20 protein-coding genes and 1 riboswitch are annotated in these 24213 nt (G+C 47.7%); of the genes, 9 read left to right on the top strand and 11 right to left on the bottom strand.

Annotation, left to right across the window (positions count from 1 at the left end; genetic code table 11):
- The 4 genes from thiS to K5Q99_RS01855 form a co-directional block, all read right to left on the bottom strand.
- Positions 1–204, bottom strand: coding sequence for a sulfur carrier protein ThiS (gene thiS, locus K5Q99_RS01875; RefSeq protein WP_220775858.1), 204 nt, complete (start codon positions 202–204; stop codon positions 1–3).
- A 1-nt stretch (position 205) separates the two neighbouring features.
- Positions 206–2986, bottom strand: coding sequence for a ThiF family adenylyltransferase (locus K5Q99_RS01865; RefSeq protein WP_373316991.1), 2781 nt, complete (start codon positions 2984–2986; stop codon positions 206–208).
- Positions 2987–2988: 2 nt separating this feature from the next.
- Positions 2989–5130 carry a phosphomethylpyrimidine synthase ThiC gene (gene thiC, locus K5Q99_RS01860; RefSeq protein ID WP_246604359.1) on the bottom strand — a complete coding sequence of 714 codons (2142 nt, stop codon included), beginning with the start codon at positions 5128–5130 and terminating at the stop codon, positions 2989–2991.
- A gap of 201 nt (positions 5131–5331) precedes the next feature.
- A riboswitch (TPP riboswitch) is annotated at positions 5332–5430 on the bottom strand.
- Between the two features lie 166 nt (positions 5431–5596).
- Positions 5597–6832: a hypothetical protein gene (locus K5Q99_RS01855; RefSeq protein WP_220775857.1), complete on the bottom strand. Its 1236-nt coding sequence runs from the start codon at positions 6830–6832 to the stop codon at positions 5597–5599.
- 507 nt (positions 6833–7339) lie between these two features.
- On the opposite strand from K5Q99_RS01855, the gene trhA reads away from it, so the two are divergent.
- Entirely contained in the window at positions 7340–8023 is a 684-nt protein-coding gene (gene trhA, locus K5Q99_RS01850; protein WP_106650605.1) for a PAQR family membrane homeostasis protein TrhA, read from the top strand.
- The gene (locus K5Q99_RS22850) at positions 7999–8085 is read left to right on the top strand and encodes a pentapeptide repeat-containing protein (RefSeq protein WP_373316990.1); all 87 of its coding nucleotides are present in this window, start codon (positions 7999–8001) and stop codon (positions 8083–8085) included. Before trhA ends, K5Q99_RS22850 begins: the two co-directional genes overlap by 25 nt.
- 55 nt (positions 8086–8140) lie before the next feature.
- Here the strand turns inward: K5Q99_RS22850 and K5Q99_RS01845 are convergent, their stop codons facing one another.
- From K5Q99_RS01845 to K5Q99_RS01835, 3 genes are all read right to left on the bottom strand, one after another.
- Complete coding sequence (locus tag K5Q99_RS01845; RefSeq protein WP_106650607.1) at positions 8141–8704, bottom strand: tRNA-uridine aminocarboxypropyltransferase; 564 nt, start codon at positions 8702–8704, stop codon at positions 8141–8143.
- 188 nt (positions 8705–8892) lie between these two features.
- Complete coding sequence (locus K5Q99_RS01840) at positions 8893–9423, bottom strand: NUDIX hydrolase (protein WP_106650608.1); 531 nt, start codon at positions 9421–9423, stop codon at positions 8893–8895.
- A gap of 283 nt (positions 9424–9706) precedes the next feature.
- Positions 9707–10513 (bottom strand): tRNA (adenine(22)-N(1))-methyltransferase, encoded by an 807-nt coding sequence (locus K5Q99_RS01835; protein ID WP_220775856.1) that lies wholly within the window; start codon positions 10511–10513, stop codon positions 9707–9709.
- Positions 10514–10768: 255 nt separating this feature from the next.
- On the opposite strand from K5Q99_RS01835, the gene K5Q99_RS01830 reads away from it, so the two are divergent.
- The gene (locus K5Q99_RS01830) at positions 10769–12877 is read left to right on the top strand and encodes a glycoside hydrolase family 97 protein (protein ID WP_220775855.1); all 2109 of its coding nucleotides are present in this window, start codon (positions 10769–10771) and stop codon (positions 12875–12877) included.
- A 174-nt stretch (positions 12878–13051) separates the two neighbouring features.
- Here the strand turns inward: K5Q99_RS01830 and K5Q99_RS01825 are convergent, their stop codons facing one another.
- Positions 13052–13201: a hypothetical protein gene (locus K5Q99_RS01825; protein WP_220775854.1), complete on the bottom strand. Its 150-nt coding sequence runs from the start codon at positions 13199–13201 to the stop codon at positions 13052–13054.
- 50 nt (positions 13202–13251) lie between these two features.
- Here K5Q99_RS01825 and K5Q99_RS01820 point away from each other — a divergent pair, with 50 nt between their 5' ends.
- Both K5Q99_RS01820 and K5Q99_RS01815 read left to right on the top strand, forming a co-directional pair.
- Positions 13252–14184: an AraC family transcriptional regulator gene (locus tag K5Q99_RS01820; RefSeq protein WP_220775853.1), complete on the top strand. Its 933-nt coding sequence runs from the start codon at positions 13252–13254 to the stop codon at positions 14182–14184.
- A 37-nt stretch (positions 14185–14221) separates the two neighbouring features.
- Positions 14222–14671: a carboxymuconolactone decarboxylase family protein gene (locus tag K5Q99_RS01815; RefSeq protein ID WP_220775852.1), complete on the top strand. Its 450-nt coding sequence runs from the start codon at positions 14222–14224 to the stop codon at positions 14669–14671.
- 102 nt (positions 14672–14773) lie between these two features.
- Here the strand turns inward: K5Q99_RS01815 and K5Q99_RS01810 are convergent, their stop codons facing one another.
- The 3 genes from K5Q99_RS01810 to K5Q99_RS01800 all read right to left on the bottom strand — a co-directional run bounded on the left by K5Q99_RS01810 (position 14774) and on the right by K5Q99_RS01800 (position 17307).
- Complete coding sequence (locus K5Q99_RS01810; RefSeq protein ID WP_220775851.1) at positions 14774–15781, bottom strand: class I SAM-dependent rRNA methyltransferase; 1008 nt, start codon at positions 15779–15781, stop codon at positions 14774–14776.
- 213 nt (positions 15782–15994) lie between these two features.
- Positions 15995–16864 carry an alpha/beta fold hydrolase gene (locus K5Q99_RS01805; protein ID WP_220775850.1) on the bottom strand — a complete coding sequence of 290 codons (870 nt, stop codon included), beginning with the start codon at positions 16862–16864 and terminating at the stop codon, positions 15995–15997.
- Positions 16865–17013: 149 nt separating this feature from the next.
- Positions 17014–17307 (bottom strand): YciI family protein, encoded by a 294-nt coding sequence (locus K5Q99_RS01800; RefSeq protein WP_113940359.1) that lies wholly within the window; start codon positions 17305–17307, stop codon positions 17014–17016.
- Between the two features lie 551 nt (positions 17308–17858).
- Between K5Q99_RS01800 and K5Q99_RS01795 the strand changes: the two genes are divergently transcribed.
- From K5Q99_RS01795 to umuC, 4 genes are all read left to right on the top strand, one after another.
- Positions 17859–19532 carry an MFS transporter gene (locus K5Q99_RS01795; protein ID WP_220775849.1) on the top strand — a complete coding sequence of 558 codons (1674 nt, stop codon included), beginning with the start codon at positions 17859–17861 and terminating at the stop codon, positions 19530–19532.
- A gap of 149 nt (positions 19533–19681) precedes the next feature.
- The gene (locus tag K5Q99_RS01790; RefSeq protein WP_220775848.1) at positions 19682–22258 is read left to right on the top strand and encodes a glycoside hydrolase family 15 protein; all 2577 of its coding nucleotides are present in this window, start codon (positions 19682–19684) and stop codon (positions 22256–22258) included.
- Positions 22259–22453: 195 nt separating this feature from the next.
- The gene (gene umuD, locus K5Q99_RS01785) at positions 22454–22873 is read left to right on the top strand and encodes a translesion error-prone DNA polymerase V autoproteolytic subunit (protein WP_220590351.1); all 420 of its coding nucleotides are present in this window, start codon (positions 22454–22456) and stop codon (positions 22871–22873) included.
- Positions 22870–24144 (top strand): translesion error-prone DNA polymerase V subunit UmuC, encoded by a 1275-nt coding sequence (gene umuC, locus K5Q99_RS01780; protein WP_220775847.1) that lies wholly within the window; start codon positions 22870–22872, stop codon positions 24142–24144. Before umuD ends, umuC begins: the two co-directional genes overlap by 4 nt.
- Positions 24145–24213: the final 69 nt, after the last annotated feature.

Raw genomic sequence — 24213 nt, 5'->3', positions numbered from 1 at the left:
CTATCCTCCCGCCACTGCAGAAAAAAGTTCCAATTTATCTTCATGTTGGCAAAGAATAGACTGCCAACGATTACGCGGAACCACCTCTGCATTGAGCACGATAGCGACCGAATCGAGGGCGATATCTTGCGCAAGAACCACAGCCGCGAGCGACGTCGGTTCAGTTAATGGCTGCGGGACATTATTTATGTGAATTAAAATCATATCAAACCTCAAAACAATACATCTTAGTTGATGGATGAACCTCTTTTGGACCACACACGTCACAGTGGGGGTCCCGCGTTAATGCCGCCGCTGTCCATGTAAGGGATTTCGCATCGAAGCGCCAAAAACGACCCAACAAAGTATTTCTCGGTGCGACACGACCGATATCCACACTCAGTAAGAGTTGCATGGCGACTAAGGATTGCATTGACGCCATCACGCCCACGCTGGGGCCGAGTACGCCTTGGGAGCTGCAACTCTGCGGCACTCTCGTCTGTGCGGGGAAAATACAGTGATAACAACCACCGGAGGGAAACAGCATTTGATCTACCGCGAACAATTGGCCGCTAAATGCTGCGATTGACGCACTGACTAAAGGCAAAGCCGCTTCGATACAGCTGCGATTGATGGCTTGGCGAGTCGCAAAGTTATCAGTGCAGTCAAGCACTAGCACGTTTTTACCCTGTTGCTTTGCCTGAAAAATACCCGCGAAGTGATGAGCAGCAGTTTCTGTATTAAATGCTGTTTCATGGGCAGTTACAGTGCACTGCGGCGCTAAGTCATTAAGCTTTTGCTTGGCAACTCGCGCCTTATTGAGCCCGATATCGCCATCGCTGAATAGCAATTGTCTGGGCAGATTCGATACTTCAACCTTATCCATGTCGATTAAGATCAAGTTGCCAATGCCAGCACAAGCCAGATACTGCGCCGCCAATTGGCCTAAGCCGCCAAGCCCTACAATAACAACGCTGGCATCAGCCAGTTGCCATTGCCCTGCCTCACCCACTTCTGGCAGTAAAACTTGCCGGGAATAACGCATAAAATCGGCATCGCTAAGTGTTTTGCCACTGACTGTCTCGCCATGATAAAGCGGTTTATTTGTGCTCATATTTGGCATGCACTTAGCACCCCAATATGGCTCCCAAGCTTGGCTAAGCACTGCAAACGCCGCGACTGGATCCTGAGCCTCGGTTATTGCCCGCACCACAGCAATATTGGCCACACCAGTGGCTTTCACCTTTGCTAAATTATCTAAGTCGATGCCGCCAATAGCGACCAAGGGATAATGGTCCTTGAGCAAGGCCACATAATGTGTGAGTTTTGCGAGCCCTTGGGGCGCTGAAGGCATTTGCTTCGTCGTGGTTGGGAATATATGCCCAAGCGCTATGTAGGATGGCGAGTATTGGTGCGCCAATAACAGCTCGAAATAGCTGTGACTCGATATGCCTAGCGCAAGTCCCGCCGCTTGAATGGCGGCTAAGTCAGCTACAGCGAGATCTTCTTGGCCTAAATGTACCCCAAAAGCATGATGCTTTATCGCTAACTGCCAATGATCATTGATAAAAAGCTGCGCATTAAAATGCTTACCTAAGGCAATGGCCGTTTGAATTTTTGCCTCTAATTCAGAGCCAATTAACTCAGGTTCGCCTGACTTAGATTTGCCTGACTCACATCTACCTAGCGCAGACTTACCTGAATCAGATTCGGCTAACCCTGCAGCAGTTGACCCGCTGGTATCGGTTTTTATCCGTAACTGCACGGTTTTAACACCCGCAACTAACAAACTTTCCAGCATGATTAAGTCACTCACCACGGGATAAACACCAAGATCGGCATCGAGCACTTTAAAACCGTGGGATGAGATGTATTGAGCTGGCGTCGAAGTTATTCTTACCTGAGCGGTTGCCTGATCTGTTGCGGAAAAAACTGTTGCAACTAAGTCATTACCAACATCAAGATGTTGGTTGAGGTGATAACTAATAAAATTACCATCACACAGCCTTATCTTGGCATAGCGGGACAAATCATTAGGCCAACCCGTTCGGGCCAACGGCCCTGGACCTTGCCCTAAACCAATCGCCGCGCTTAAGCCTTGACTCACATAGGCTTTGGCAACCACCACCGCATCTTGCAATACAAAACCTTGCGCTAACACGGCGGCAATGGCCGATGACAAAGTGCAGCCGCTTCCATGATTATGACGGGTATTAACCCGCTGGCTGGCTAACCAGAAGCGCGCATTTTGATGCAGCTCAGAGCTCGCGCGCACTCGATGACAAACTAGATAATCCTCGGCAAGCTCAAGATCCCAGCCATTGCTATCAAGAGTGATAATATGGGCTTGAGTTTTAGCATGGGTATCATCAAGAATGTCAGTGCTGCCAAAGCTCACATCGCCCCCTTTAGCGAGCACACTGCAATCTAAACTCTGGGATAAAGCCTGTGCTGCAGTAGCGAACTGCGCTTTAGTCGATACATCACTTTGAGTTAACCGCCCAAGTTCAAGCACATTGGGCGTGATAAGTTCGATTAAGCCTTTGAAAGGATTAAAATCTAAGGCTGATTTGGCCGCACTTTTTATATCCTGACAGTTATCTACTGCTAATGCATCGCCACAACTGGCGACCATCACAGGATCGACAATTACAGGCACTGATGGATAGTGGATTTTAAAACTCGCGATCCAATCTGCCAGCAATGCGACTTGAGATTGATCTGCCAGTAAGCCGATTTTGATCGCTTTGGGTGGCAAGTCGGAAAGTAGAGTCGTCAACTGAGCCATTAACATCGCCGCTGATACGGGCTCGACTAAAGTGACCGCCACTGAGCTTTGCGCCGTCACTGTGGTGATCACGCTGCAACCGTGGCAGCCCAAATCCTGAATCGTTGCCAAGTCCGCCTGAATACCGGCACCGCCGCCGCTGTCTGAACCGGCTATAGTCCAGACAAACGCGGGGCGCTCGGTATTCATGGGCAATTTCCCCCCATGAATACCCAGCATCATTAGGCTTCCTCAGCTTCGGCGACGAGCTTGTCTTTAACGTGATAAATCTCGGCGCCCGAGGCAGCAAATTGTGCCGATTTTAGCGCCATTGCCGCTTCCAACTCCTGCGGCGTCTTGATTGTGACTTGCATAGCTTGGGCAGCCGCTTCAACTTGCTCCGCCTTCGCTTGTGCCGCCTCTAAGCCAGCGGCATAGGCGCGAACATCTTGGGTGATTTTCATCGAACAAAATTTAGGGCCGCACATAGAGCAAAAATGCGCGACTTTAGCGGATTCCTGCGGTAAAGATTCATCGTGATAAGCACGCGCGGTGTCAGGATCGAGTCCTAAATTATATTGATCTTCCCAGCGGAATTCGAAACGCGCCTTTGCCAGCGCATTGTCACGAATTTGCGCACTCGGATGACCTTTCGCCACATCGGCGGCGTGGGCGGCAATCTTATAAGCAATCAAACCTTGCTTAACATCTTGTTTATTCGGTAATCCTAAGTGTTCTTTTGGCGTGACATAACACAACATGGCGCAGCCGTACCAAGCAATCATGGCCGCGCCTATGCCGGAGGTGAAATGATCATAGCCAGGTGCAATGTCGGTGATTTGTGGGCCAAGGGTGTAAAACGGCGCTTCATCGCAGTGAGCTAACTGCTTGTCCATGTTCTCTTTAATGAGCTGCATCGGGATATGTCCCGGCCCTTCGATAATGGTTTGTACGTCGTATTCCCACGCGATTTTGACTAGTTCCCCTAAGGTTTCAAGCTCTGCAAACTGGGCAGCATCATTGGCGTCGGCAATCGATCCGGGACGCATACCATCACCTAAAGACAGGGATACATCGTAGGCGACGCAAAGCTCACAGATCTCACGAAAATGGCTGTAGAGGAAGTTTTCCTTGTGATGACTCAGGCACCATTTGGCCATAATTGAACCGCCGCGAGAAACGATCCCAGTAACACGTTTAGCCGTCATCGGCACATAACGCAGCAGCACACCAGCATGAATAGTAAAGTAATCAACACCTTGCTCAGCTTGTTCAATCAAGGTATCGCGGAACACTTCCCAGGTTAAATCCTCTGCCACGCCGTTCACTTTCTCCAGCGCTTGATAAATCGGCACTGTGCCGATGGGCACTGGCGAATTACGGATTATCCACTCGCGGGTCTCGTGAATATAACGCCCCGTGGATAAATCCATTACCGTATCTGCGCCCCAACGGGTTGACCAGACGAGCTTTTCCACTTCTTCCTCGATGGAAGAGGTCACCGCAGAATTACCAATATTGGCGTTCACTTTCACCAGAAAGTTACGCCCGATAATCATAGGTTCGGCTTCGGGATGGTTAATATTCAGCGGAATAATCGCGCGGCCACGGGCAACTTCGGCGCGGACAAATTCGGCAGTAATCGGTTCGCCGACTAAGGCACCAAAAGCTTCGCCCTTGGCTTTACGATTGAGGATTTCATCCTGTACCTGCGCAAGTGCCATGTTCTCGCGGATCGCCACATATTCCATTTCGGGCGTGATAATCCCTTGACGGGCATAGTGTAATTGACTGACGCGTTTGCCCTGCAGCGCTCTGCGTGGGCGGACAATTGCACTCGAGCCTGCCTCAAAACGCAGATGGTCTAAACCGTCATCGGCGAGTCTTTGTTGGGTAAAGTCTGAGGTTGCGCAGGGTAATTGCTCTGTATCGTTGCGGGCTAGGATCCAGTTTTGTCTTAATTTACCAAGGCCTAGACGCACATTGATATCGGCCTCAGGATCGGAATAAGGTCCGGCGCAATCGTACACGCGGATTGGCGGATTTTTTTCCATGATAGGCGCATCATTTGTACCGCCGACAAGGGTGTCAGTCTGCAGAATCTGCCGCATGCCAACGCGAATATCGGCTCTGGAACCTTCGAGGTAAATCTTTTGTGAATTAGGATGTTGCAGCGGCGCTAACGTATCGATAAAGGCTTGGGCCTGCGCGCGGGTTTCGCGGCGACTCGGCGCCTTAGGCACGATTGATTGACTAGACTCAGCCGATTTATTAGGCACTGTCGATTTATTAGGGACTGTTGATTTATTAGGGATTATGGATTCTGGCGCTGTGATGTCTATTGCATTGGCAGCTACAGCTGGGTTTTGGTTTGAACTGGACATAAGCAATCTCACGTTAAAAAATGGAGTTGCTTGTCTGGAGAATTGCGTTGTTGATAGCTGGACATGGCAATCAATTTTTGTGACCAACACTGGCGTCAAAAATTGAGTTACCCTGCTCAATAACAATTAAATCTAAACATTAAGGCTTAAAACACTGCTGAGTAAACAGGTGTTTAATCCGGTTATTTTCGCGATTTAATGTGTGTTATTACGCTTGTTTCCTTCGCAGGTTTTAACCTGATCAGGTTCAACGGATCCCGAATAAACGGTCTCAGCCAAGAGGCACTCCGACAAGATGAGTGCGCAGTATAGACAGAAGCGGCAGCAACAAACAAGGAAAAAGCAATTAAAAATCTTAACCACCAATCCAAAATAAAGATTCATAATTAATTGTTTTTAATTGATTAAATAAAATTAAACTAAAAAATCTATAATTAGCATGAAAATAGATCATAAAAGAAAGCAGCTATTGATGGGGTTTGAGCATCATTTTATTTAATCGAGATTGAATGGCATCATCAATAGCTTGATTGATTTTTTTGCCACTGCAGTTAATGGGAAAACCTAAATTTTCGGCGTTAGGATTAACTTGAGTGCCGACTTGTACCACGCGATAACAAGTATCCCCTTTACGCACAATACGATTTGGATCTAAGGGTAAATCTAGACTCGTTGTGCCACCGAAATCATCGGCGTTAGGGACAAATAGCACCTCCATCTCTGGGCTCATTTCACTCATATTCGATTTCAGGGTGAATTTATCGGCCTGTTCAATGACGAGATCATCGAGCGCTTGCTCGCGCTGACGTTCAAAATATTGCTGCGTGAATAAACTCATGCTTGAGCTTGTCGCTATTGTGCTCTCACCTTCTGCTGCGGGTAAACTCTTAGCGCCAAGCTGCGGCTTTATTTCTGTGGTATCAAGCGTATTAGTTGGTTTTTTTGCCGTCACTTCAGCGGGCTGTACTTCACTTTGGGCACTTGATTGAGTTCTCTTTGATTGAGATTGGTTCGATTGATTGATGTCCGGTTTAACCGTATCTGGCTTCACTTTTCCCTGCTCTACTTTTTCCGCTTCCACTTTTTCAGAGACGGCTGTTTCAGGCATGACCTTTTTAGGCGTTGGTTGAGGCTTAATAGGAGTTGTAGGCGTGGGAACAGTTGTAGGCGTAACAGAACTTGCCGCTTCAGTCTTATCCTCGGCCTTGCTCTCTCTTTCTAGTGCAGCGCTTTCAGCCTTCTCTACCGCGGGAGCATAAATAAAGTAAGCTTTGAGCGCCGCCACTTTTGGTCCACGGCTTTCTGTTTCTGTTAATCCAAAGGGATTTAACTGTGGGCGCCACAAAATACAGATAAGTAAAAATAAACACACATGTACTAACAGCACAAAAAATAACAGACTTAATCCTTTGAAATACGGCTGACGAGCACGCAAAACGGATCCCGCCCCCAATGCCTGAGCATAGGTTTGTAACGTACAAGACAGTTCAAATTGGGATTCTAATTTAGACTCAGATGCCAAAGCATCACCCTGATCACTGAGGTGATCATCAAATGCAATAAAAGTCTCGCATTCTGGCGATGTGACCGATGACGATGTGACCGAAATAGGCAAATCACTATCAGCATCATCTCCAATCGCTATTGCTGTAGGAGATACTGTCAATAAAGGCGCGGCTTTGGGTTGACGTTGAAAAGGCAAAATCCATCCTTAGGTTTTGTGTAGTCTCAATTGATTTCGATGATGCTAAACGTGGAACCATTGCACTCTAATTCAATATCAATCCAATATCGGGTTACTGAATATTGAAAGCAAATTATCCAATGATTGCATTTACTTGCGAGTGCTCAACGCAGATTAGAGGAGGCAAACAGGGTAAAGTTCAACGCGAAAGCAACACGTTACAAGCGCAGTGCTAACGCCAATGCTTAATTAGACACTTGTCGGTTTAGGCAAATAAGGCTGGGAATTGGGATCACAATCGCGCTAAATTGAAGGGCAAATGCTTGTTAACTCTTACGTCTTTAAGCGGATAACATCATCAATGCGATACGCTGACAGGAATACAAGACGGCGTTAAAAAGATAAAAAGGTGAATACAATAGAAGCCAGTTACCAATTTAAGCTTACAGGTGTACGCTTAAATATGGTGATTTATTTTTCTAACTGATAGACTCAGTCATTATCGTTTGCGAGTGTGTATCTACCATGTCGAGTCAAAGTGTTATAGAACAGCAAAACCCAGCCAATATACCTGCTAAATCTGGGCCATACAGTATTAAAGAAGAGATCGCTAACAGTGTATCCCATGGCTTAGGCGTTATCGCAGGCGTAGTGGCATTGGTACTGATGTTACTCAAAGGGCAAGATCACCTAACGCCAATTCAACTAACAGGCGTTGCCATTTATGGTGCGAGCATCATAGTGCTTTTTTTATGCTCGACCTTATACCACAGCGTTAGCCATTCGGGCTGGAAACATAAACTTAAGATCGCCGATCACTGCGCAATTTACTGTTTGATTGCAGGAACTTACACACCTTTAATGCTGATAAGCCTACAAGGAGCGCAATCGATAGTGATTTTAACGGCGATTTGGTCGCTTGCGATTGGTGGGATCTTATTTAAAACGCTATTTATTCACAAATTCAAAAAGTTAAGCTTAGTCTTGTATCTCGCAATGGGTTGGCTATGTGTGACTGTGATGGGCGATTTAACGGCGGCAATGTCGGAACTGGGGTTTAATCTATTGATCTTAGGTGGGTTATTTTACACCTTAGGCGTTGTATTTTATGTTGGAAAACGTATTCCATTTAACCATGCTATTTGGCATTTATTCGTGCTTGGCGGTGCCATGAGTCACTTTCTGTGTATTTATCTGACTGTTATTTGACTGGCTCTAATTTAACTGACTCCAATTTAACTGACAGTGATTTATCTGTGAGTCAAAACTAAAAGTCGTTAATTATCTATTCAAGTGTTTCCTCGAACGCTTTCTCAAACACCGCAATCAAGCACGGCTGTTCAATTCAGCAAACAGCGACGCTAATAGCGTCGCTTGTTCTGCTCTGCCACACTGGCGCCAAAGCGCAATAATACATTCAGCGGTGCACAAGCCCCCTTCTTGCTGATTACGCCGCAATATAAAGGTGGATTCAGGCATAAATGGCGGCAAACTGACTCGTGCAGCTGTTTTAAGATAGGGGCTCTGGCGCAGCATCTTACGCGCCTCCTGCCAGGTCGCATCTAAAATAACCACTTGGCTCGGCATTTGATGTGCTGCAATGACTGTGGATTGCGCAGGCGCTAACAAGACTTGTGCGTTCGATAGCGCTGGCTCAGCTAACACCGTATCTAAGGCATTATGATCAATGGGCACAGCAGGCTCAGTATCACTTGCTGGAAACAACAATTTAGCCTGCTGGGATGCGAGCATTGCCACTAAATCGTTATCAGGTGCCGTTCTCGACCAGACAATGCTTTTCACCTCTTCAGGGAATGCGGCTAACGCGAGTTGGCCAGTATTCGTTTTGCGGGTTAACTCGCGTTCGTGGGTCAATAAAATAATCTGCATTGCCTTCCTTGCTGCGGCAAAAGAGTGAGAAATAGCCTTAAACGTCCACTGAGTCAGGTACAGGCTCGAAGCACATCCGCTTAAAAGATCAGGTTAAAATAACCGTGTTCAATTGCCAAAAAATTAAGAAAATCAATTTAGTCGTGAAATAAAATCATAGATTAATGCTTTGATTTAAAAGATAAAACTTATAGAATTTCCAATACTATCTGTTTTAGCAGAAAAGTTTCACGCTCTATTGATTGGCCTTTATGGGGATGATTACGCTGAATATCTTCGTTATGAGCGATAGCTTGATGAATATTAAGCCATTCAGGCCGCATGCCATTTTTAATCTCATGGGCTTCTAATCGAGTCTCACCTAAACCACGTTCGCCCAGTGCGGTGTCGATATGGCACACATAACAGAATGACTCCATGTGCACTACGTTCGCCCCTTCACGGTACCAAGGCCGAAACTCTTCGTAACGACCAAAGGGGGCTAACACTTGAATGTCTAAGGCGCCGGTTTCTTCCTGTAGCTCGCGGATCAGTCCATCTTCGAGGCTTTCGCCGTCGTCAATTCCGCCGCCGGGTAAGCTATAGTCGCGGTATTTTTGGGTATAAAGTAGCAAAATATCTTCACCCGATAACACTATCGCGCGGGCAGCTCTGCGGTAAAAAACGCGTGCCGTCTGTAGGTTAACCGCAGGATCTTGGGTGGTTCTCAATAAACGCATAGTCGTAGCCATTTGCCGAAAAGGAGTCGCAGCATAAACGAAAATGTGCCAAATGCAGATCAAAAACTGTTGCAGAGGCAAAAGTCATATTCAGTCCAGTCCGAGCGATTAATAGGTTTTAGCGATTATAAGATTGATTATTAACGGTTTAGACTAAACTCGTTTTACTCATGATATTAACAACGCGAACGCTATGCATCCTCTCTTTCGCCTGATTTTCATCTTAGCTGCTCTTCTTAGGTTCTCAGCGTAATTCCCAAGCAGCAAAAAGACTCAAACTCACTTATGCTCCCCCATGTTCACTCAAGATCAGGGCCAATTGCTGCTGATAGGCATCAATCATCGCTGGTGTTTGCTTATGCGCCGGCATGCGCTGGTAATGACCAATCAGCTGCGACAGATAGCGCTGTGCTCGCGGCAAACTTGTTTCATCTAACGTCTGCCACATTAACGAACCTGTAGCACTGATAGGCAGACCATTTGGCTCCACGATTGTAGTGACATGGAGGATTTCGTAGAAACGTTGATTCTCTTCCAATAAGTGTTCCGACTTCAGCCCTAGCCCTAAGGCTGTGAGTGATTGCCTAACGTAATAATTATGATGCACGGGACACAAAATAAACTCGAGGTGGCGCTGTGGGTGTTGAACTAAGATTGCCCGCACTAAGTCCACCAGCAATTCACCACCCACACCAGCGATAATAATCAACTGTTTATCTTGGACACGGGTTTGCCCGAGCGGTAAAGCCGCGACATCGAGACAATGCACTTGCCACTGAGTATGACAATATAAGTTTGAGTTTGATTCTGGGTTTGACTGTAGGTCTATGTCTGGGTTTAAGTCTGGATCTGAGTGTGGCGCTAAATTGGGATTAATGCCTGATATCTCTGCGGGGAAGAAACGCTGCAACCGCAGTTCAAGCGCCTGCATCAGCGAAGGCACACAATCGACAAAGTGCACTTGGCGGGCAGCGCTTCTTTCTAACAACAGCATACCGAGCAAACCATGATCGCAGCAGCAATCCCAAATATGATCGTAATGACCACTGATCATGCTGTTTATCTGTTGTAAACGTTGGCTAATTTTCACGGTTTGACCTTACTGCTGCGGCTCCAAATGCTGTAAATCCCACTGTAAATTGCATTTTTACGCAAAAATAAAGCGCGCATTTTACCCGAGTCAAACGCAAACCACATCTTTTGTTCGTGCCCTCGCAGTGCTTCTCGTCACTCCTGTTAGCCCACGCCTTAATCTGGTGAATACGTATGCAAGCCGTTGCGGTTAAAAAGCCATCACCACTAGTATGCTGTGAGTCACATTCATTATAAAAACAAGGATCAAGGAATGTTCATCGAGACGAACCCTACTCAGTTAATTGCCCGCCCGCGTTCAGCGCGCCAAAAGCTATCGCAAGCACTATTGAGCCCCACACTTATCGCCCTTGCGGTCACGAGTCTCTTTAGTGCCAACGTATTTGCCAAAACCGTTACCGTCAGCTCACCCAACCAACACATTCAAATCAGCTTGAGTGACGATACTGGCCGCCCCGAATATAAAATCGATTTTCACGGCAAAACAGTCATAGAACCGAGCCGCTTAGGCTTAGTTTTTCAATCCCTTGGCGAACTCGGTCAAGGATTACAGATTAACAGCAGCGAGAAAAAAAGTGCTGATGAAAAGTGGCAACAACCCTGGGGCGAGCAGGAATGGATCCGCGATCAGCACAATCAACTGAGCGCGGTATTAAGTAACGGCAAGGTGCAACTCGAAGTCGAGTTTAAAGCCTTTGACGATGGGATTGGCTTTCGCTATCACTTAGCCCAACAAGCCGCCCTGCCCGCCAATTCGCCGCTCTCCATCACAGACGAGTTAACCGAGTTCAATGTCGGCCAGAGCGATAAAGCCACAGCATGGTGGATCCCTGCCCGCGGCTGGAATCGCTACGAATATTTGTATCGCACCACAGCGCTTAAAGACGTCGATAGAGTCCACACGCCCTTCACCTTTAAACTCGCAGATGGAACGCACTTAAGTATTCACGAGGCCGCCTTGGTGGACTTTGCCGCCATGACCTTAGATCAACAGCGCGATGGCAAACTTAAGGCGGACCTCACACCTTGGTCCGATGGTATTCGTGTCAAAACCCAAGTGGGGTTTTATACGCCGTGGCGCACCATTCAAATTGCCGACAACGCGACTGGACTGCTCAACTCGCACCTTATCCTTAACCTCAATGAGCCCAATAAACTCGGCGATGTCACTTGGGTAAAACCGGGGAAATACGTCGGTATTTGGTGGGGAATGCACTTAAACGAAAATACCTGGGGCTCTGGCCCAACCCACGGCGCTACCACCAGTGAAACAAAGCGCTACATGGATTTTGCCGCTAAATATCAGTTTGATGGTGTATTGGTAGAAGGTTGGAATGAAGGTTGGGACGGCGATTGGTTCCACAATGGCGATCAATTTAGCTTTACCAAGGCCTATGCCGATTTCGATCTGCCCGCCATCACCGCCTACGGCGCGAAAAAAGGGGTGCGTTTAATCGGCCACCACGAAACCGCAGGTTCAGCCACACATTATCGCGATCAAATGGCTGATGCCTTCGCCCTGTATGAAAAACATGGCGTGACCCAAGTCAAAACCGGTTATGTGGCTGACGGCGGACAAATCAAACGTATCGATGAAAACGGCATCACCCGTCACGAATGGCACGATGGACAGTTTATGGTCGGCGAGTATTTGCAAAGCGTCACTGAAGCCGCGAAACACCATATCAGCATCAATAGCCACGAGCCAATCAAAGACACAGGCCTGCGCCGAACCTATCCGAACTGGATCGCCCGCGAAGGTGCCCGCGGCCAAGAGTACAATGCTTGGGGTAGCCCACCAAACAGCCCTGAACATACGGCCATGTTACCTTTTACCCGTATGCTCGCGGGTCCAATGGACTTTACTCCGGGGATTTTTGACTTAGCACCTAAGGGATTGGATGCAGAAAACCGTGTGCAAACCACTTTGACCAAACAGCTCGCCCTGTACGTTGTGCTCTATAGCCCAATCCAAATGGCAGCAGACTTACCGCGCAATTATGAAAAGCACTTAGATGCCTTCCAATTTATCCGCGATGTGCCCACGGATTGGTATCAGAGTGTCGCACTTGCCGGTGAAGTCGGTGACTATGTGGTCTTTGCTCGCCAAGCGAAGGATCAAGGTGATTGGTACTTAGGCGCACTCACGGATGAAACCGCGCGCAAGATCACGGTTAAACTGGATTTCCTCGATCCCAAAAAACGTTATCAAGCGCAGATTTACCGCGATGGTGCAAACGCCGATTGGAAAACCAATCCCTATGATTATGTGATTGAAACCCTTGATGTGAGTGCTAAAGACAGCCTAAACCTCACACTAGCCAGTAGTGGCGGTACGGCAATACGCTTTAAAGCACTTTAGATTTCATCGTGTTCAGTTCAGCGCATTAACTTAAATGCTTAAGCGAGTATGAAAATACAGAGTAAAAAAACAGAAAGTCACCAAGGATGCACCTTGTCCCTGGTGACGTTTTATCGCCCACTAACATCTGTATATCCCAATACAAACGTAAAAGTTAACCATAGTTGAGGCGCCTTAGTTATGTTGGCCTAGATTCAGTTCGTGCTCATTGGCCGACAAATCGGTATAAATCGAATAAACAGGCTGTAAATGCCCTCGCAAACTCACCACATCGTAGACAGACCATGCCAGTCCAAGTTCAAGGCGAAGGCGTACAACCAACACAGGTGCAAAAATGCTTCAGTTAGATTAATCTGACCTTCCTTTACTTGCTTATGGTATTCAGCTTGCGATATCGGGCAAATTTATTAGAAATGCGCAGCTTTAAACGTTTCGAAACTGAACTCGCGCACTTAGGCTTTAGCCATTTTAAACCCTTAGCGCCACTTCGCCCTTGGGTGCAGCGCTACTTTCATTTGCGCGTTGCGACTGATTTACCGCAGAACATTGAACAGACATTTTATCCAGACGGCGGCACTAGCCTGCATTTCTATTTCCCAACGCCAACACAAACACTGACTCAAACGCTAACTCAAACGCTCAGCGGCGAAGAGCCTCAAGTATTGTTTCATTGTGGTCAGAGCCGACATTCCCACGCCTTTTTGCCAGGAATCGAGCTGATGACAGTTCGCTTTCACCCCGGCGGCACGTTTCATTTACTCGGCATTGAACTGCAAGATATTCTGTCTACTTCATCAGTGACGACTATTGATGCGACGCAATTGCAGCTAACGGGATTGGAGCAACTGTTATCACAACTGGCGGAAACTAATCAGCCGGCCCAACGCATCGCCCTACTTGAGCACTGGTTGTTGCAACTCTCCCTGCGGCAATTTACTGCGGTGTTAACTCGACATAAAAGCGCTATGGTTGGCTTAGTGCAGGCGAATTTACCAAAGCTTATTCAAACCCAAACCAGTTTAGAGGATTTCTATAAGCAACTGCCCTTAAGTCGCCGTCAGTTTGAACGAAGATTTAAACAAGAAACCGGATTGTCACCGGCGCAGTTACTGCAATTAAACCGAGTCAAAATCGCCCGAAACTTACTCAGCCAATCACCTAACCTCAGCCTAGTGCAAGTCGCATTCGATTGCGGATTTTACGACCAAGCCCATCTACATCAACACTTTGTAAGGGTGACACAGCAAACACCAGGACAATACAAAAAGCGTAAAATGTCGCAAATCTCCAATCCTAGGTCGCGCTAACCGCTTAGATTGAAGCCTCAGCTTATAGGAGGCTTTTATGTCAGAACGTATACCACGTCAGCAAATTTATCAGCTACAACCCGCACTCGCCAACGCACTGTTAAGCTTAGACAAAGCAGCTGGCGACTCCCACTTTTCGCCATTACTGATGCATTTAGTCAAGCTTAGAGCATCGCAACTCAATGGCTGCGCGTTTTGTCAGCGAATGCACGCAGAAGAAGCCAGAAGCGACGGTGAAGAACAGCTGCGTTTAGATTTACTTGCCGCTTGGCACGAGGTCGATGGACTCTTTAATGAACGGGAACGTGCAGCGCTGCTCTGGACAGAAATCTTAACCCAAGTTGCTACTGCGCCCGTGCGTGACAGTCAATATGCGGCGCTTACTGAGCATTATTCCGAGAAAGAAATTGTCGACCTCACCAGCTTAATCATTGCCATTAATGGCTGGAACCGCGTCGCGATTGCCTTCCACCTGCAACCCATCTAGCGGCACATCAATAGACAAATAAACAGGGCACCGCATCGGGTGCCCTGCTTATTGATATCACTGTGTCGTTCGTATCTCTATGCCATTCGTATTGCTATGCCGTTAGCTTAAGGTCAGCGCAACAATTTTAAGTGGATGATTATCATCGAATGACGGGAAATCCTCATGGGGATCGAGCCAAGTGTGCGCTGTGACTGTGCGGCCTTGTTTTTCAACGCAGCGCACTAAGCTATCGAACCAAGCTTGGCGTTCGACTTTCGCCACATTGTTGCAGCACACTATAGTGCCACCGACTTTGGTCGCCATTAATGCGGGCTTAAATAACCCTTGATAATCATTGATCAAATCGACAATACCGAAAGCGCTCTTGGCATAACGCGGTGGATCGAGGAACACCAGATCAAACTGGGTTTGCGCCAATTTGGGGTAGCTCGGTAATTTTTGATTGCGGCGCCCTCCCACACTCAAACCAGCCAATTGGCGCAGGGCCGGAAACGCATCACTCTGCACAAACTCACACACATTGGACACCTGATTTAACGCCGCATTCGCCTTGCCCGTGGCTAAGGCAAAGGAAGAAAAGTCGACGTTCATCACCCGAGTCGCGCCGCCGATGGCTGCCGCAGTGCCAATACCACAGGTGTAGGAAAACAAATTCAGCACGGTTTTATCTTGGCTGTGTGCCCGCACATATTCACGGCCAATGCGCATATCGAGGAATAGCAGCGGATCTTGCCCTTCGTGGCGCAGTTTAGTGCTGAACTTGATGCCATTTTCCAGCATGACTCGCTCAGCACTTGCAATCTCTGTCAGTGCGGGTGATAACGCGTTCAATACCCGGGAATTGCCTAATGAGCGGTCGTTATACACAATCGGCAAATCGGCCTGTTGCAGCAAAACGGCACTCACATCGGCTAACTCTTCGTCGGTTAGGGTCTGATGAAAACTCTGCACTAGCCAAGTATCGCCGTAACGGTCGACATTCAAGCCACTCACGCCTTCGACTGTGCCATGGAATACCCGAAAACAATCGGTTTGATCCTGTTCTGCTTGTTGTAAAAAATCATGGCGTTTCGCCAGAGCCGTCGATAACAGCGTTTGAATAGACATAAAAAGCGGGACTCGCGCAGCGGAAACCTGCGTAAGGTTTCAAGAAGGAAAACGGCATAATAACAAACTAGCACTCAGAATATCGGATAAATTCACCCTGCCAGTGCGAAAAACAGGCTTTAAAAAGTGCATAGTAGGACAACGACCTAGCTTGATTGCCTTCATTCACTTTTTAGCTTTAGTCGTTACGGCTCAATGCATGCTCAAACTCACCTATGCCTCCCGTTTGCGATTCAATTCACTGAGTCCTTGATGGATAAGGCTTAAGCAGGCAGAGGGATCTTCTAACGGCAACAGATGCCCATATCGCTGATCTTCTAAAAACACTGTGTTTGGCGTGAGTTGTTGCCAACGCTGCCAAGTCGCTTCAGAAAAGAACACTGACGGTTTCCCTCGGATAGCGACGCAGGGAAGCTTTATCTGCCGCAATATCGATAATACATTCGGCGGCTGGGTGTAATTATGCGCTTCCCACCGTTTAGGAAACTTCAACGTGAATTGGCCATCATTGTGTTGATAAACCCCGAATTGGGCTAAGGCGGCAAACGCCTCATCATCAAAGCGTTTGTATAACTTACTCATTTTGCAATATTCAAGGAAATGCTCACGACTTTCCCACGCATCGCGCTTTTTTAAGGTGTTTTTGGCGGGCGCGGTCAAATTCATTAATGATTTAGGCATTAACTTGGCAAACCAAGCGATAGGGCGCGACACCATTGCAGGTTCAATAAGTATCAGGGCTTTAAACAAATCGGGTCTTTTGTTCGCGGCAAGAATGGTGCTGGTTGCCCCCATCGAATGACCCATTCCCACAATCGGCGCATTGCAATGCCGTTCAATATGCAAGATCAAATCATCGGCATAGAGCTGCCAATCTCGGCGCTTTGGCGGCAAACCAACATCGGGCCATGTCGGCCTTAACTCGAGTGCATTAAGGCTAAACGCTTGCTGCAACTTGGCCAATAAGGGCGCATAAACACGTAATGCAAAACCATTGGCATGGTAGAAATGTACGCTTTCACCAGTATAAGAAAAGGTTTTAAAAACCTTAGCCTGTTGTAATTCAGTCCAAATTTGATCCATCAAATCCTACTTATCGCGCCCCACTGTACTAGTTCAACGGATTCAATCGCACCAATCTCAGCCGCTAGGCACCTTCCGCTCAAGCTACAAAATCTAGCGACGAAATCAAACCTGTCGATATCAGTCCTTACGACAGCCTTAAAAGGTCATTAAATCACTTCAATTAACGACTCTAATCCGGGCGCGGTTTTAGTTGGCACAAACTCTATCACCTCAAACTCGGCAACATCGGCAATGCAGAACGGATCTTGCTGCAAAATAGCCTCTAGCGCCGCACGACTATCAGCCTTAGCGAGGATAACGCCGCCAGTACGTGGTACTTTACGACCCGAGGCAATAAAAGTCCCTGCAGCATAATTCTCATCAAGGTAGGCAATGTGCGCGGCTAAATGTAACTCCACTTCGGCAATCGTTTTTTTATAGGTGAGCGAAACAACAAACATAGGTATCCTCTTATTCACAAGTTTGGGGCATAGGGTTCGCCCCCTGCTGACTATATAGTGCGGTCCTAATATATAGTGCGGCCCTAAAGTGTCAAATGAACTTACCCGTCGCACAAGTTAAAAATGGTCAATAGTAGGTTGCATGTCTGTTTACCGCGAGTTATCAACCCATGATGAATACGTATGTAAGCGGTTGTGCACAAATCCACGCCGAGGCTACTATAAATCCGCTCGTTTCACCCTCTGCTTGTGGGGTTTGAAATCTGTGAGGTCGTTTCTGATAGTGCTACAAGGATTGCTATCAGGCTTAAGTTCTTTCTGCTGACTGGCTTTGGCCACTCACTTGGACTAACCCTTTTGAATTAAGGTGTTAAGTCCAAATGTGAAATGAATTTATCGGCGAATATGCTTCTGAGGGAGAGGTATATTCGCCATTTTTTCACAGAGCAGACGCATTCATAGCATGTGCGAAACCATCCATTGCTCGGCAAAACAATTAAAACAATAAGCACTCAAGGCAGAAATACTGCCGGCAACAGAAAGGAAGTTCAATGTCTTCGAATCATCAACAGGCGAATCAACAAGATAGCCATCAAGCTGTCGTGCCTCAGGCGCCGCATTCATTCAAGCAACAACCTGAACTGAATTTCTGGCAAATTTTTAATATGTGCTTCGGCTTTTTAGGCATTCAATTTGGTTTTGCCCTGCAAAATGCCAACGTCAGCCGCATTTTTCAAACCTTAGGCGCCTCTATTGATGAGATCCCCATTCTGTGGATTGCCGCGCCGCTAACGGGTTTGTTGGTTCAACCTATTATTGGTTATTTGAGTGATAAGACCTGGGGACGCCTTGGCCGCCGCCGCCCTTATTTTTTGATTGGTGCGATTTTTACTACCCTCGCCATTTTTATCATGCCGCACTCGCCTACCCTGTGGATTGCCGCGGGCATGTTATGGATCATGGATGCTTCGATCAATATCGCCATGGAGCCGTTTCGCGCCTTCGTCGGTGATAATTTACCGAAAAGCCAGCGTACCCAAGGCTATGCTATGCAAAGCTTTTTCATCGGCATTGGCGCTGTGGTAGCGTCAGCTTTACCCTATATTTTGACTCACTTTTTTAATGTCGCTAATACCGCACCAGCGGGTGAGATTGCCGACTCAGTGCGTTATGCCTTCTATTTCGGTGGCACAGTGTTATTGCTCGCGGTCACTTGGACTGTCGTATCGACAAGGGAATATTCTCCCGAAGAGTTAGCCGCCTTTAATGCTAAACAAATCGATGCTGAGGATGAAACCTTATCCCGTATCCGCAGCGCAAAAAAATATCAATTTGCGTCCTTCGTGTGGATGGGGCTCGGTGCCCTGCTCACCTTCGCTATTTGGGCGCAGGATTTAGACAAGCAACTGTATATCTTAAGCTTAGGGATTTTCGCCTTTGGTCCATTGCAACTGTATTGCGCGCTGCGTTTAGGCAATTCGCAACCCGCTGAACGCCATAAGCTCGGCATGGTATTTAGCGTGGTCGATGACTTATTCCATATGCCCAAAGCCATGCATCAACTGGCGATTGTGCAGTTTTTCTCTTGGTTCGCACTTTTTGCCATGTGGATTTACACCACTGCCGCCGTGACGTCTTACCATTTTGGCAGCAGCGATGTGTTGTCCCAAGCTTATAACGACGGCGCAGATTGGGTCGGCGTACTATTCGCCTCCTACAATGGTTTTGCCGCCATTGCCGCGATTTTTATTCCTATGCTGGCTAAGCGTATCGGCATCAAACTGACCCACACAGTCAATATGTTCTGTGGCGGTATAGGTTTGATTAGTTTCTTCTTTATTAAAGACCCAAGCCTGTTATGGCTGCCTATGATAGGTGTCGGTATTGCGTGGGCGTCCATTTTATCTGTGCCCTACGCCATGTTGTCGGGCATGTTACCCCCGCAAAAAATGGGCGTTTACATGGGGATTTTTAACTTTTTCATCGTCATCCCGCAGCTTCTTGCCGCCAGTGTGCTGGGTTTAGTGCTCAATGGTCTGTTCGATGGTCAACCTATTTATGCACTGATCACAGGTGGCGTCTTGATGATGTGTGCAGGCATTGCCGTATTATTTGTCGACCAAGACGTTGTCGAACAAAATAACCCAAATAATCAAAGTGCAGCGATGAACCGCAAGACCCACTTAATCACGAAAGCCACAGGCAAATTAACAAATAAAAGTTAGCTCTTTATAGCAACGATATACATTAGGCGATATGCAGCAATGCATGTTAAGCGCGGTGAATTCGGTCATTTGGCTAATCACAGCAGCATAAAATATCTTTATCAATTTCAATCACTATAAAAATAAAACCATTATTTGGGGAGAACGAGATGGAATCGAGTCCTACGCCGCAGCAGGATCTGCACACCAACCAAAACCGTCACACACAAGCGTTAACAAAGCGCAGCCGCCTAGCGCTTGCCGTCGCCGCAAGTCTATTAGGGACAATAGGATTCACAGCCTGTTCACCCACATCGAATTCAGCAACAACTGCCACAAGTGTGAATGCCGCGCCAAGTGTGCAGCAGGTTGCGCCCGGCGCACCGGGTAAAGCGCCGACTTGGGCATTTTCGGGTAAAACCGGTATTGGGACGTCTTACGAGCCTTACACCCAAGGTCAATACCAAGATGCCAAGCAAAATCCCATTAGCCACGTTTGGTTCTCCCTCGCCCAAGGTATTTTAACCGAAACCATGTATGGCCTTATTCACAATGCGCAGCTCAAAGAACTGCAATTTGTGATCACGGGCAATGGCTTTGTCGATACCGAAAAAGATAACACCATCAGCAGCATAGAATATTTAGATACCGATGCTAACGGTCGCCCACAATCCCTTGCCTATAAAATTATCAATAAAGATGTTGAAGGTAAGTATCAGATTGAAAAGCATATCTTTACCGATCCCGACCGCGACACCCTAATGATGCGCGTCACTTTTACCGCCTTTGAAGACGGCATTACGCCGCATTTGTATGTCAATCCGCATATCGATAACGCGGGCGCTAATGATATCGGCCGCATCGACACTCATGCAGACAATCATGCCAACACTCATGCTAATAATCAGGCGCTAGTGGCCTATACCGCAGCCAAAGACAGCAGCGTGATGACGGTAAAATCCGATCTGAATTTTGTGCAAGCCACCACTGGCTTTGTCGGCGTCTCCGATGGCCTAGCCGATTTGGCCGATAACGGCACACTCGATACGCCCTATCAAACGACCAGTGCGCAAGATAAATCGACCGTCGGCAATATCGCCTTTACCGCGAGTTACCCTACGCTCATCAAAGCCAAACCCGTCACCTTTAATCTCGCCATCGGTTTTGGTAAAGATGAAGCCCAGAGTTTAGCCAATGCCGATGCCACTTTGGCCGCAGGTTATGATGCAGTGCTCAGCGCCTACAAAGGCGATGCCACCCATATCGGCTGGCATGATTACTTAAGCTCACTGCCCGCCATCGCTAACATGGCCAACAACACGACCGATAACGGCAAACTGCTGTATACCAGTGCTATGGTCTTGAAAGCGCAGGAAGATAAAACCTATGCGGGCGCACTTATCGCTTCACTTTCTAACCCTTGGGGCGATACGGTTTCGGCAGCCGTGCCGAGCACTGGCTATAAAGCGGTATGGCCGCGCGACTTTTATCAATGTGCCATGGCCTTCCTCGCCATGGGTGACACGCAAACGCCCAAGGTGGCCTTCGAATACCTGAAAAAAGTGCAAGTGACCGAAAAGACGCCCGGCTTTACGGGTACGCCCGGTTGGTTCCTACAAAAGACCCATGTGGATGGCCAAATTGAATGGGTTGGCGTGCAGCTCGATCAAACCGCCATGCCGATTATGCTCGGCTGGAAACTCTGGCAAGCGGGCGTGCTCAGCCCTGATGAGATCAGTCACTGGTATCAAGAGATGCTCAAAGGTGCAGCGGACTTTTTGATCAGCGGCGGTGAGGTCAATCTGGATTGGAATCACACCCAAATCACCCCGCCCAAAACCCAGCAAGAACGTTGGGAAGAACAAGCGGGTTACTCACCCTCAACAACGGCTGCCGTGATCGCCGGTCTTGTTGCCGCGAGTGAAATTGCCAAAGAAGCCAAGGATCCCGACTCCAGCAGCCGTTATCTTGCCGCCGCCAAAGGCCTAAGTGATAGCTTAGAAAAACACTTAGTCACCACCCAAGGGCTATTGAAGAACAACGCAGGCGTCAGCGCGCCTTACTATTTACGTTTAAGCCCGAATGGCGAGCCAAATACTGGCGATACACTGGCGGCAAATAACGGTAAGCAAGGTTTAGATCAACGCCAGATCCTCGATGGCGGATTTTTAGAACTGGTACGTTATGGCGTGCGCGGTGCAACTGATAAGCTCATCAATCAAAGCCTTCAATTAATTGATAACACTGAACTTGAGCACAACCTACGCATTAAATACGAGTTCACCGCCAAAGATGGCAGCAAAATCCCAGGCTTTAGACGTTATGGCAACGACGGCTACGGCGAGGATACGGTGACTGGCCATAATTATGCGGAGTCGGGCAGCAACAGCGCCGATCAACGTGGCCGAGTCTGGCCCTTCTTCACTGGCGAACGTGGTCATTTTGAATTAGCACTCGCCCAAGCAAAAGGCGAGCTAACAGGCAATAACGCCCAGCAAACCAAGCAGCAGTTGATCAACACCTATGTGCAAGGCATGGAAACGTTTGCGAATGCTGGCATGATGTTACCCGAGCAAGCGTGGGACGGTGTCGGCGATGCCACCCGCTACCATTACCAACTCGGACAAGGCACCAACTCAGCCACGCCGCTAGCCTGGACCCATGCCGAATACATCAAACTGGTGCGTTCTATGACCGACGGCCAAGTCTGGGATCACTACCCTATCGTCCCAGCGGCATTGAAATAGTGTATTGAAATAACATATTAGTCGAACTACAAATTCGGTATATCGCTGGCTAGAACAACTCTCATAAGTTGTTCTAGCTTTTTTATAGGGGTTTTATAATGCTTGATTTAGCTCCTACTCTCCCCACATAAATTCTTTCGATAAGTTTCATTGTTAGACTATACTGTTCATACGTACAGTATATTGTGATTTATTATGATGATCCTAGGCCGCTTCGCCAAACATACCCAATATCGGCTTTCGCTATTTAGCTCCTTGATTGCCGCAGGATTTCCGTCACCTGCCCAAGATTATGTAGAACAAACATTAGATCTCAATGAGTTATGCATCAAACACCCCGCCGCCACGTTTTTTGTCAAAGTCCAAGGGGATTCGATGATCGACGCGGGGATTTTCTCCGGTGATATTTTGGTGGTGGATCGCTCATTACAGCCGGCACACGGGGATATCGTTGTCGCAGCAGTCAACGGTGAATTTACCGTAAAGCAATTACAGCTGCGCCCTGTGGTGCAATTGCTGCCACGTAATGCCTTATTCTCCCCGATTGCCATCAATGATGAGTCTGAGTTAAACATCTTTGGAGTGGTGACCAACGTGGTGAAAAAGCTCAAATGACGTCCTCACTATTCGCCCTCGTCGATTGCAATAATTTTTATGCCTCCTGTGAGCGGATGTTTAGGCCAGATTTGATTGGTAGGCCGATTGTGGTGTTATCCAACAACGATGGCTGCGTCGTCGCCCGCTCGGCAGAGGCAAAACACCTTGGCATCAAGATGGCGGTGCCTGTGTATCAAATCGCAAACCAACTCCGCCAGCATCAGGTTGCGGTATTCTCCTCTAACTATGCCCTCTACGCCGACATATCAAATAGAGTGATGACCACCTTAGAGCAAATGGTACCGAAAGTAGAAGTGTATAGTATTGATGAAGCGTTTTTAGACCTTTCTCGTCTCGATAAATGCATTGATATTCATCAGCTTGCACTTGATATTTATCACCGAATACCGCAGTGGATTGGGATCAGCGTTTGCGTCGGCATTGGACCAACAAAAACTCTCGCTAAACTGGCAAACCATGCCGCGAAACGTTATCCCGCGACGCGGGGCGTGGTTGACTTGCGCGACCGTGAACGCCAACGGCGACTGATGGCGCTTATCCCTGTCGACGAAGTCTGGGGAATAGGCCGTAGGCTTACAAAACGCTTGAACATCATGGGTATAAATACCGCGTTGCAATTGGCGGATGCGCATCCCAAGCTTATCCGCGACACCTTTTCGGTCACCGTTGAGCGCACGGTACGCGAACTTAACGGCATTGCCTGTGATGACATACAAGAGGTCGCCGCCACTAAGCAACAAATTATCAGCTCCCGGTCCTTTGGCAGTCGTATTGATAATTTAGAAGCGATGCAACAGGCGATCAATGAGTACACTTTTAGGGCCTGTGAAAAACTGCGTTCCGAGCGCCAATACGCTAAAGCGATGTCAGTATTTGTGCGTACTAGCCCTTTTAGCGATGCAACTCCCCAATACAGCAAATCGCTGTCGGGCAGTTTAGTTCGCCCCAGCAATGATACTCGGGATTTTGTCACCCTTGGCCAAAGCCTACTGCAACGCATTTGGCGTGAAGGTCATGCCTATGCAAAAGCAGGGGTTATGTTAGGGGATTTTTTTGGCGCAGGCGTGTTTCAGCTCGGATTATTCGATGACGTCACACCTAGGCCTAAAAGCAAGGAACTCATGCAATTACTCGATAAAGTGAACCACAGCGGTCATGGAAAAATTTGGTTTGCAGGACAAGGTATTGACCCAACTTGGGGAATGAAGCGTGAGCAGCTTTCCCCTCGTTACACCACCCAATGGGCACAATTGCCCATAGTGAAATAATCAACAGAGCCAGTGGCTAATGATCGTCTGCGAATCACAGACCTCATCTAACTCTACACTAACTCTAAA

The sequence above is a fragment of the Shewanella hafniensis genome (assembly GCF_019655335.1).
GTDB lineage: Bacteria > Pseudomonadota > Gammaproteobacteria > Enterobacterales > Shewanellaceae > Shewanella > Shewanella hafniensis.
The sequence above is the reverse complement of the archived record's forward strand: the minus strand, read 5'-3'. Positions and strand labels throughout refer to the sequence as shown.

Bases quoted from the DNA above. Each gene is read 5' to 3' on its own strand.
- thiS (WP_220775858.1), bottom strand. From the start codon at position 204: ATGATTTTAATTCACATAAATAATGTCCCGCAGCCATTAACTGAACCG.
- K5Q99_RS01865 (WP_373316991.1), bottom strand. From the start codon at position 2,986: ATGCTGGGTATTCATGGGGGGAAATTGCCCATGAATACCGAGCGCCCC.
- thiC (WP_246604359.1), bottom strand. From the start codon at position 5,130: ATGTCCAGTTCAAACCAAAACCCAGCTGTAGCTGCCAATGCAATAGAC.
- trhA (WP_106650605.1), top strand. From the start codon at position 7,340: ATGTCGAGTCAAAGTGTTATAGAACAGCAAAACCCAGCCAATATACCT.
- K5Q99_RS01845 (WP_106650607.1), bottom strand. From the start codon at position 8,704: ATGCAGATTATTTTATTGACCCACGAACGCGAGTTAACCCGCAAAACG.
- K5Q99_RS01840 (WP_106650608.1), bottom strand. From the start codon at position 9,423: ATGCGTTTATTGAGAACCACCCAAGATCCTGCGGTTAACCTACAGACG.
- K5Q99_RS01830 (WP_220775855.1), top strand. From the start codon at position 10,769: ATGTTCATCGAGACGAACCCTACTCAGTTAATTGCCCGCCCGCGTTCA.
- K5Q99_RS01820 (WP_220775853.1), top strand. From the start codon at position 13,252: ATGGTATTCAGCTTGCGATATCGGGCAAATTTATTAGAAATGCGCAGC.
- K5Q99_RS01815 (WP_220775852.1), top strand. From the start codon at position 14,222: ATGTCAGAACGTATACCACGTCAGCAAATTTATCAGCTACAACCCGCA.
- K5Q99_RS01810 (WP_220775851.1), bottom strand. From the start codon at position 15,781: ATGTCTATTCAAACGCTGTTATCGACGGCTCTGGCGAAACGCCATGAT.
- K5Q99_RS01805 (WP_220775850.1), bottom strand. From the start codon at position 16,864: ATGGATCAAATTTGGACTGAATTACAACAGGCTAAGGTTTTTAAAACC.
- K5Q99_RS01800 (WP_113940359.1), bottom strand. From the start codon at position 17,307: ATGTTTGTTGTTTCGCTCACCTATAAAAAAACGATTGCCGAAGTGGAG.
- K5Q99_RS01795 (WP_220775849.1), top strand. From the start codon at position 17,859: ATGTCTTCGAATCATCAACAGGCGAATCAACAAGATAGCCATCAAGCT.
- K5Q99_RS01790 (WP_220775848.1), top strand. From the start codon at position 19,682: ATGGAATCGAGTCCTACGCCGCAGCAGGATCTGCACACCAACCAAAAC.
- umuD (WP_220590351.1), top strand. From the start codon at position 22,454: ATGATGATCCTAGGCCGCTTCGCCAAACATACCCAATATCGGCTTTCG.
- umuC (WP_220775847.1), top strand. From the start codon at position 22,870: ATGACGTCCTCACTATTCGCCCTCGTCGATTGCAATAATTTTTATGCC.